Here is a 7,020-nt window from a genome sequence, read left to right as displayed (position 1 = left end):
TGTTTCGACAACTGGTTCTGATTCTGGTTGAGACTGCTCGATCGACTCTACTGTTTCGACAACTGGTTCTGATTCTGGTTGAGACTGCTCGATCGACTCTACTGTTTCGACAACTGGTTCTGATTCTGACTGAGAATGCTTGATCGACTCTACTGTTTCGACAACTGGTTCTGATTCTGGTTGATGATGCTTGATCGACTCTACTGTTTCGACAACTGGTTCTGATTCTGGTTGATGATGCTCGATCGCCTCTACTGTTTCGACAACTGGTGCGGATTCTGGTTGAGAATAGTCGATCGACTCTTGCCTATCTGAAACTAGGGGATTTTCGACAATCGGTTGCGATTCCGATTGATGAGAATCGGCGATCGACTCTTGAGTTTCTGCTGCTTCTTGCAGATTTTGATCGACCTCCGGTTCGCTGTGAACCAGATTTTCTTCCGGTTTCTTTTCAGCCGCTGTCAGCCTTAAAAACACATCTTCCAGAGTAGCGCGAGAGCGGCGCATTTCGCACAGTCCAAATCCAGAGGCGACGATAGCTGTAGCAATTTCTCGTCCGGGTTCTATGTCGGGTTCGCACAATGCCCGCAGACGGTAGCGACTCACTAAAAATTGGTTACTTGGAATCAATTCCACCGATCGAACTCCCGGCAAATTTTCCAAAGAAGGCAACAGCAGACTGTTTACCAAATCCGCCTCGCCTTCTACTTCGAGTTCGTAACCCTCTCCCACCGCCAACTCTCCCATCAAATTTTCGGGAGTACCCGCAGCGACGATTTTACCGCGATTGATGATGGTAACGCGGTTACAAGTCATGCTGACTTCCGGCAGAATGTGCGTGGAAAGGATGATTGTGTGCTGGCCCCCAAGACTTTTGATTAAATTGCGGACTTCGATGATTTGTCGGGGGTCGAGGCCGACGGTTGGTTCGTCTAAGATAATGACGGGCGGATCGTGGACGATCGCCTGGGCGATACCGACGCGCTGGCGAAATCCTTTAGAAAGCTTGCGGATTAAAACTTTGCGTTTATCAACCAGGCCGCAGCGTTCGATCGCGGAGGTAACTCGTCGCGCGCGATCGCCCGCAGGTACTTGCTTGATCCTGGCCACAAAAAACAAAAACCCTTCCACAGTCATTTCTGGATACAGTGGCGGGTTTTCCGGCAGATAGCCGATGCGCTGTCTGACTGCCATCGAGTTTTCGTGAACGTCGAGGCCGGCGATGCGGGCCGTACCGCTGGATGCCGGCAAATATCCCGACAAAATCCGCATAGTTGTGGTTTTGCCAGCGCCGTTTGGCCCCAAAAACCCGAGAATTTCTCCTGATTCGACCGAAAAAGACACGTCCGCGATCGCTGCGGTCGAACCGTAAGTTTTGCTTAAGTGTTCTACTTCAATCATTTGTCAGAAGTCACGCGATTTTAGGTTTTAGATTTTAGATTTACTTGGCCAACCACAGGCGGGACGCCTGTTCCACGAAGTTGAGAGTCCCGCCCGATCGGCGGGTCGATCGAATTTATGGCGAAATTTTTAATTTGATTTTGTCTTCCAGTGTAGTCTGGCAAGAACCAAATCTATCATAAGTGTCGATCGGACTGTGAAGCAAAATGCTAGGTAGTAGGGTGCCAAGCCCGGAAATGAGTAGCCGATGTACATCGAATCGTTACCAACCGACGCACCCTACCAGTAGAGTCCGTGCCTAATCGAACCCTCAACTAGCTGCCTTCGATGTTGTTAGGCGCTGTTTCTAGGTTGATATCGGCATTAAAAACAATCACAAATTGAGCCTTGGGGATTAACTGCCGGACGATCCGCAGATAGCCGTCAGCATCGGAATGCCTGAAAAAGTGGGCCACAGTGATTCGCTGCATATTGGGAAGCAGGCGAACAACCAACCACCTGTTAAGGCGCTGTTTGTAGGGCATAATTAAGTTTGTCTCCATTTAGTATTGGAGCCAAAGCCAGTTCAATGCTTGTCTAGGGCGCGGACTGGCTTTTGACCTTTGTTAGACTTTGTGTCTATCTCTAGAGTAAGACATGAACTACATATAGTCAACTGAATAAATATAATCAACTGAACTAAGTACGGGATAGATAATGACGCTGGGGCAAAAGCTAAGAGAAAGACGTGAAAGTCTAGGTTTGACTCGAATACAAGTGGCAAGAGCGTGTAATGTGGTGGAATCCACAGTCATCAACTGGGAAACTGACAGACACGTCCCCAAGCTATACCCAGCACAGATGAAAGCCCTGTGCGACTTATTGAAATTCTCGATCGAAGATTTAGTCGTGTAGCTTCAGGAGTTAATTTTTTTATAAGCCCAGGCGCATCTAAATTTGACAGTCCAGCTTGATGAAATTCTTGTGAGGTGTCCCGCCCGCCCAACAATACAATTTAGATGCCCAACAGCTTACTAAATCAAATGTAAACCACCCTCTTTCTTCTCCTCCTCTGCGCCCTCTGCGCCCTCTGCGGTTAAATCAAAAAAATCTCAACTCCTTTTCCAAATCTTAATTTCCCCCAACCAACCCGCACTAACAATAGTCTTGCCATCTGCACTAATAGCCACAGCACTAACGTAGCCAGCATGACCGCTCAAATTACCTCTCAATTCGCCCGATCGCACATCCCAAAGTCTCACACTCTTATCCCAACTCCCAGTAACCAGAGTAGTGCCATCCCGACTGAATGCCACAGACCAAACCCCGTCAGTATGCCCGCTTAAACGCCGAATTAACAGTCCGTTTCCGGCATTCCACAAACCGATTGTACCATTGCTATTTCCCGCAGCTAAACTCTTGCCGTCGGGAGTAAAAGCTAGCGACAAAACAGCCAAGTTTTTGCCGCTAATCGTGCGAATTGCTTGACCTGTAACTAAATTCCACAACCTAATTGAACCGTCTTTGCTGCCACTAGCTAAAGTTTTGTTGTCAGGACTAATTGCAACAGCATTCACCAACCCAGAATGCCCGGTCAAAGTCCGCAGCAACTCCCCCGTTTTAGCGTTCCAAATCTTAATCGTTTTGTCCCAACTGCCGCTGGCTACAAATTGACCATCAGGACTAACGGCAACGCTCGAAACTGCATTGGAATGTCCGCTTAAAGTGCGTACAACCGCGCCCGTTTCTAAATTCCAAATTTTCACAGTTTTGTCGTCGCTGCCGCTAGCTAAGACCTTACCATCCGCACTCGTGGCTAGTGCGTTTACCGCTTCCGTGTGTCCTTGCAGGGTAGTTTTTAATTGCCCGCTGGGGAAATTCCAAACTGAGATTGTGCCGTTGCTATTTCCTGTGGTAAAATAAGCGGAAGCTAGGGCAAGGGAACTGACAACTTCGGAAGGCCCTTTGAGGGTATTTGTAGCGGCAAAGGCGATCGCACTTGCGGGCGTGCGGGGCGCATTATTCGCCGGAGTTTTCGGGTTTCCGGCAGTAGGAGATTGGGGAACTACTGGCAGCGAAATAGTCGATCGCCATTTCATGAAAGTATTGATTTCTATTCCCGCCGCCACGATTTTATCAGAGTTATCCTCTAACCTGACAATGCCGTTAATTGCGACAACTCGCCCCGCGTCATCGAGCACCGGCCCGCCACTCATTCCCGCTCTCACTAAGTTGTTGTATACCAAAGTATAGCCGTTCCAGGGAGTTTGGCGGCCGGTAAGCTGACCTTCCGTGGCGAGGAAAATCGGCTGTCTCAAAGAACCGCCGGATATCGGCCAGCCCGCCACATAAGCCTTGTTTCCCTTAGTTGCTGCGGAATTGGCTAATTGAGCCAGAGGGTAGCTTTGAGTGCTGCTGAAAGGTACGATCGCCAAATCCGCACCGGGCATTCGCCGCACGAGGCTATAGTATACAGAGTGAGCTTTGCCGTCCGGAGTTACGACCTCGTAATCGCCGGCTTTATCGACAACGTGCCAGTTTGTGAGAATATAGTATGTGCTGCCTTGCTTCTCTAAAATTACTCCTGAACCGCCTTTTGGCCCCTGGATGCGAACAGTAATTTGTTGGGCAACGGTTTTAACTTTGTCGGCGGTTAATGCGAGGGCAATTTGAGGTGATGTCAGTGGAATGAGGGCGATCGAACTCAGGGCGATCGTAGCACTCAAAATAGCCGGAATTGTTCTGCTGTAATTCATTATTGTGTCAATTTAACATACCCACATATCAACAGACGGAAAAGTTATCCGGTTTGTGGCATATTTACGGTTGACAACGCCAAAACGCCTGCGCGACGATATCGAACTTTCGACATTCGCACAAGCCTCACAATATTTGACACCGCCCTCTGGCTAGCAGAAAAATTTAGAATCGGGAACCGCACCTAGCCTCAACAATAGCCACTGGCTGATCTCTATTCTTTTCTCGGCAAAGGATACTTTGAGCCGAACGCTGGTCGGAAAAAGACCCATTAGCCATCCAGCCGAGGGGTGCGCCCGCGATCGCGCCGACTGCAAAACCAGTGATGAGGCTCCAAACAAGATGCTTTCTGGCGATCGGCTGTTGTTCCATAAAAATTTATCCTAAACATTTACCCTTACCAGAAATACCACAAATAAAAGTTAGTTTCTTCCTCCTATTTACTTATTTCCTAAGTAGTAACCCAGGATTAAGTATAATTTTCTTCACAGTCCGCTTAACACAATCCCATGCAGCAATAATCAAGTATCCAAACTTAACAAAACCGATGGCAAGAAATACATGGTATTTAGAAACTGGGACAAAGAGTTAACAGAGGAAAATCTCCGAGAGCAAATAGCCCAAGCCAAGCAAGCATGGAAAACCGCTGAGGCTACAGAGTCGCGTGCCGAATCCGTGCAGTATAACCAGTCGGAAGATTTAATAGTTATCAAACTGAAAAACGGCGCTATTTTTTCTTTTCCTCCAAAGCTGGCACAAGGCTTAGAAGGTGCTTCACCAGAACAGCTTGCTGATGTTTGGCTACCTCCTTCCGGTAGCAGCGTGCACTGGGAAAGCTTAGATGTTGATTTTGGTATTCCCGAACTTTTAGCAGGTATTTTTGGAACAAAATCTTGGATGGCTGATTAATTTTTTAGTCTCGCGTTGCGCGGACTTTGTTTGTGTAGTAGCGGTTTCAACTGAGATGTTGCACCATTCTCAATAAGCTTTTTATGAACAGGCTTTTCGGCCTGTTCCACAAGAAAATTCACTCTTTGTGGAACAGGCCGAAAAGCCTGTTCTTGAGAATGGTGCAAGATGTCAGTTTCAACCGCCGAGTAATTTCAAATCCCCGACTTTTCCAACAAATCGGGGATTTCGCATTCAATTCTATGCCAAATCAAACAGCAAAAATTCCGCATCTTCCGCCGCTTCAATCACTACCTCAGCCTCATCGCTAACCGCCGCAGCGTCGCCATTTTTCAAATTCAAACCGTTCAGCAAAACCGAGCCGCGAGCCACTTGCACCCAAGCATGGCGATTCGGCTGCAAAGCATGAGAAACCCGCGAGTCTTTATCCAAAACAGCCGCATACAAATCCACATCTTGATGCACTTTCACCGCACCATCTCTCGCATCTCGTGCCGCCACTAAGCGCAGTTTTCCGTGCCTTTCTGCTAGGGGAAACTCCCGCTGTTCGTAACTCGGCTGCAAGCCTTTTGTATCGGGTAACAGCCAGATTTGCAGCAAATGAACCGGGTCTGTTTGCGAGTTATTGAACTCGCTGTGCTGGATACCCGTACCTGCACTCATCCGCTGTACTTCACCCGGTTTAATCACTGCACCAGTACCCAAACTGTCCTTGTGTTCTAATGCTCCTTCTAATACATAAGTAATGATTTCCATGTCGCTGTGTCCGTGAGTGCCGAAACCTCTGCCGGGACTAACGAAATCCTCATTAATTACCCGTAAAGAGCGAAAATTCATATAATTTGGATCGTAATAGCCAGCAAAAGAAAATGTGTGGTAACTGTCCAGCCAACCGTGATTAGCGTGTCCTCTTGCTTCACTTTTTCTGACGGTAATCATTTTCTGAATCCTCAGTGAAATTTATCTGGTATTTCTTTGATGTTTTTATTTTAAACCTAGTCAAGCTATTATGGATAGTACGCACTTAAAAGTGCGGTACTTACCAAAAAGATACTATGCAAGTCCAAGAAGTAAAGGTCGATCGAGCAAATTGCCCTGTAGAACGCACTCTAGAGGTGATAGGCGGGCGCTGGAAAGTCTTGATTCTGCGGGAGTTGTTTCCAGGAGTGAAGCGTTTTAACGAGCTGCAACGAGCTGTAAACGGCATTACTCAGAAGATGCTGACGCAGCAACTGCGCGAAATGGAGTCAGACGCGATCGTGCACCGGGAAATTTACCTGCAAGTGCCGCCAAAAGTTGAATATTCGCTAACGCCTTTGGGCGAAAGTCTCAAACCGATTATTAATGCCATGCACGAATGGGGAATTCAGCATATTAGCGAAGATGGAAAATGAGCGGTTTCTAGATGGTTTTTTCCGTCTTCCGACAGATTTCAAATTTTCCAGCTAGTTCAAGAATAATAATATGAACAACATAGAGCGTCTCGCCACCCTCAACCGCATCCGCAAACTCAGCCGCCTGATGGATACCGCCATTGGCATCCCCGGCACTAAATTTCGCATTGGTTTAGACCCCATTATTGGTTTAGTTCCGGGTGCTGGGGATATCGTAGATACCGCGTTTTCTGCCTACCTAATTTATTTAGCAACTCGATTCAACATTCCCCAAAAAACTCTAGGGAAAATGGTTTACAACATCGGTCTAGAAGCCGTTGTGGGCTCAGTACCTTTAGTCGGAGATATCTTCGATGCTTTTTATAAATCAAACATGAGAAATCTGGCGCTTTTAGAAGCACATCTCGAAGAAGTTGAACCCGAACTAGCCGCAGTTGCAGAACCTGTTCCTGAACATATTAAAATGTAGGGGCGGGTTTCACAAACAATAATTGTAAATAACCAACAATCTCTCAAACCCGCCCCCATCAAACGATAAATCCCGCGCCTATTTTTCCCATTTAAAATGTAGGGGCGGGTT

General features: G+C 47.3%; 8 protein-coding genes and 1 pseudogene. 4 read left to right on the top strand and 5 right to left on the bottom strand.

The genetic code is table 11. The features are described 5' to 3' along the window. Positions 1–330: 330 nt before the first annotated feature. A pseudogene (locus QUB24_RS05695) lies at positions 331–1,401 on the bottom strand (ABC transporter ATP-binding protein); the annotation flags it as partial. Positions 1,402–1,715: 314 nt separating this feature from the next. Next, positions 1,716–1,925 carry a hypothetical protein gene (locus tag QUB24_RS05690; protein WP_332999805.1) on the bottom strand — a complete coding sequence of 70 codons (210 nt, stop codon included), beginning with the start codon at positions 1,923–1,925 and terminating at the stop codon, positions 1,716–1,718. A gap of 172 nt (positions 1,926–2,097) precedes the next feature. On the opposite strand from QUB24_RS05690, the gene QUB24_RS05685 reads away from it, so the two are divergent. Beyond that, on the top strand, positions 2,098–2,295 hold the full coding sequence (locus QUB24_RS05685; protein ID WP_332970604.1) for a helix-turn-helix transcriptional regulator: 198 nt from the start codon (positions 2,098–2,100) through the stop codon (positions 2,293–2,295). A 197-nt stretch (positions 2,296–2,492) separates the two neighbouring features. On the opposite strand, the gene QUB24_RS05680 is transcribed toward QUB24_RS05685, so the two are convergent. Both QUB24_RS05680 and QUB24_RS05675 read right to left on the bottom strand, forming a co-directional pair. Next, the gene (locus QUB24_RS05680) at positions 2,493–4,136 is read right to left on the bottom strand and encodes a WD40 domain-containing protein (RefSeq protein WP_333151509.1); all 1,644 of its coding nucleotides are present in this window, start codon (positions 4,134–4,136) and stop codon (positions 2,493–2,495) included. A gap of 166 nt (positions 4,137–4,302) precedes the next feature. After that, on the bottom strand, positions 4,303–4,509 hold the full coding sequence (locus QUB24_RS05675; RefSeq protein ID WP_333151507.1) for a hypothetical protein: 207 nt from the start codon (positions 4,507–4,509) through the stop codon (positions 4,303–4,305). A 189-nt stretch (positions 4,510–4,698) separates the two neighbouring features. On the opposite strand from QUB24_RS05675, the gene QUB24_RS05670 reads away from it, so the two are divergent. Then, positions 4,699–5,046, top strand: coding sequence for a DUF2442 domain-containing protein (locus QUB24_RS05670; protein WP_333151505.1), 348 nt, complete (start codon positions 4,699–4,701; stop codon positions 5,044–5,046). Positions 5,047–5,286: 240 nt separating this feature from the next. Here QUB24_RS05670 and QUB24_RS05665 read toward each other — a convergent pair whose 3' ends face one another. Beyond that, positions 5,287–5,985 carry a pirin family protein gene (locus tag QUB24_RS05665; RefSeq protein ID WP_333151503.1) on the bottom strand — a complete coding sequence of 233 codons (699 nt, stop codon included), beginning with the start codon at positions 5,983–5,985 and terminating at the stop codon, positions 5,287–5,289. A gap of 116 nt (positions 5,986–6,101) precedes the next feature. Here QUB24_RS05665 and QUB24_RS05660 point away from each other — a divergent pair, with 116 nt between their 5' ends. Further along, the gene (locus tag QUB24_RS05660) at positions 6,102–6,440 is read left to right on the top strand and encodes a helix-turn-helix domain-containing protein (protein WP_333129966.1); all 339 of its coding nucleotides are present in this window, start codon (positions 6,102–6,104) and stop codon (positions 6,438–6,440) included. A 70-nt stretch (positions 6,441–6,510) separates the two neighbouring features. Next, positions 6,511–6,909 carry a DUF4112 domain-containing protein gene (locus tag QUB24_RS05655; RefSeq protein WP_333151501.1) on the top strand — a complete coding sequence of 133 codons (399 nt, stop codon included), beginning with the start codon at positions 6,511–6,513 and terminating at the stop codon, positions 6,907–6,909. The last annotated feature ends 111 nt before the right edge of the window (positions 6,910–7,020 follow it).

This window comes from Microcoleus sp. B9-D4, from assembly GCF_036705105.1.
GTDB lineage: Bacteria > Cyanobacteriota > Cyanobacteriia > Cyanobacteriales > Microcoleaceae > Microcoleus.
The sequence above is the reverse complement of the archived record's forward strand: the minus strand, read 5'-3'. Positions and strand labels throughout refer to the sequence as shown.

Coding starts and splice junctions, on each gene's coding strand:
- QUB24_RS05690 (WP_332999805.1), bottom strand. CDS start 1,925: ATGCCCTACAAACAGCGCCTTAACAGGTGGTTGGTTGTTCGCCTGCTT.
- QUB24_RS05685 (WP_332970604.1), top strand. CDS start 2,098: ATGACGCTGGGGCAAAAGCTAAGAGAAAGACGTGAAAGTCTAGGTTTG.
- QUB24_RS05680 (WP_333151509.1), bottom strand. CDS start 4,136: ATGAATTACAGCAGAACAATTCCGGCTATTTTGAGTGCTACGATCGCC.
- QUB24_RS05675 (WP_333151507.1), bottom strand. CDS start 4,509: ATGGAACAACAGCCGATCGCCAGAAAGCATCTTGTTTGGAGCCTCATC.
- QUB24_RS05670 (WP_333151505.1), top strand. CDS start 4,699: ATGGTATTTAGAAACTGGGACAAAGAGTTAACAGAGGAAAATCTCCGA.
- QUB24_RS05665 (WP_333151503.1), bottom strand. CDS start 5,985: ATGATTACCGTCAGAAAAAGTGAAGCAAGAGGACACGCTAATCACGGT.
- QUB24_RS05660 (WP_333129966.1), top strand. CDS start 6,102: ATGCAAGTCCAAGAAGTAAAGGTCGATCGAGCAAATTGCCCTGTAGAA.
- QUB24_RS05655 (WP_333151501.1), top strand. CDS start 6,511: ATGAACAACATAGAGCGTCTCGCCACCCTCAACCGCATCCGCAAACTC.